The following is a 1,153-nucleotide window of genomic DNA, read 5'->3' as shown; positions in this document are numbered from 1 at the left end:
GAACCTCCAGAAAATATACGGCTTCAATGAGCCTTTCCGTTTTACAGGTTCCTCAACAGGCCGGTGGGCCGTTAGTATCATCAATATCAGTATTCGCAAAACCAGATCAGTAATTCTTTAAACCGGTGTATTTCTGCCGTTATGCTACATAAGTTTGCTGTCGTGCCGTTAGGGCCCAGGCTATTCTGGCCAGCTTGTTTGCCAGAGCACAAGTGACGACAAAGTTGCTTTTCCGGCACAGTAAATCCCTGACCCAATCGGCCAATTTGCCAGACTGGTGTTCCAGTTTTTGTATGAATACCCTGGCACATTGAACCAACAAAGTTCGGATCTTTTTATTACCTCGCTTACTAATTCCCAGCAATGTCGTCCTACCTCCCGTGCTGTACTGCCGAGGTACAAGCCCTGTTGCCGCCGCAAAGTCACGGCTGCTGGCGTACTGCTTCCCGTCGCCAATCTCAGTTGAAATAGTACTCGCTGTCAGTGTTCCGACGCAGGGAATGCTCAGCAAGCGCTGTCCAACCTCATCTTCGTCCAACTTTCGTTTCAACTGGGATTCCAAATCTTTAATCTGCTCAACAAGATAGTGATAATGCTGTTGTAATTTCAGCAATAACTGGCTGAGGTAAAGAGGCAAACTATTATCCTCAAGAATGGTACTCAGTCGGCTAATAACGGCAGCTCCTCGGGGAACGCTAATGCCAAATTCCAGCAGAAAAGCATGCATTTGATTGGTTGTTTTTACCTTATCCTGAACCAGGGATTCACGGACACGATGCAGAGCCCGCATTGCCTGCTGAGATTCCGTTCTGGGCTGCACAAAACGCATAGACGGACGCGATGCAGCTTCACAAATAGCTTCGGCGTCGACAAAGTCGTTTTTATTGCTTTTAACGAACGGGCGGACAAATTGTGGTGATATCAGCTTTGGGGAATGCCCCAACTCTTCCAACTTGCGTGCCATAAAGTGAGAACCGCCACAGGCTTCCATTGCGATGGTTGTAGCGGGGCATGTCGCCAAAAATTCGATCAACTTTGGCCGGGTAAATTTTTTACGGTAAACAGCCTTCCCGCGACGATCCTGGCAATGAATATGGAAAGAGTTTTTACCCAGATCGATACCAATGAGCGCAATGTTTTCCATGATAGTTCT

General features: G+C 47.5%; 1 protein-coding gene. It reads right to left on the bottom strand.

The window, feature by feature from the left end:
• Nucleotides 1-139 precede the first annotated feature (139 nt).
• Nucleotides 140-1,144 carry an IS110-like element IS4321 family transposase gene (locus ACOTX3_RS26065; protein ID WP_000427623.1) on the bottom strand — a complete coding sequence of 335 codons (1,005 nt, stop codon included), beginning with the start codon at nt 1,142-1,144 and terminating at the stop codon, nt 140-142.
• Nucleotides 1,145-1,153: the final 9 nt, after the last annotated feature.

Source organism: Enterobacter cloacae complex sp. IR5384 (assembly GCF_049237265.1).
Taxonomy (GTDB): domain Bacteria; phylum Pseudomonadota; class Gammaproteobacteria; order Enterobacterales; family Enterobacteriaceae; genus Enterobacter; species Enterobacter cloacae.
This window is presented reverse-complemented; position numbering and strand designations above follow the sequence as displayed.

Bases quoted from the DNA above. Each gene is read 5' to 3' on its own strand.
- ACOTX3_RS26065 (WP_000427623.1), bottom strand. From the start codon at position 1,144: ATGGAAAACATTGCGCTCATTGGTATCGATCTGGGTAAAAACTCTTTC.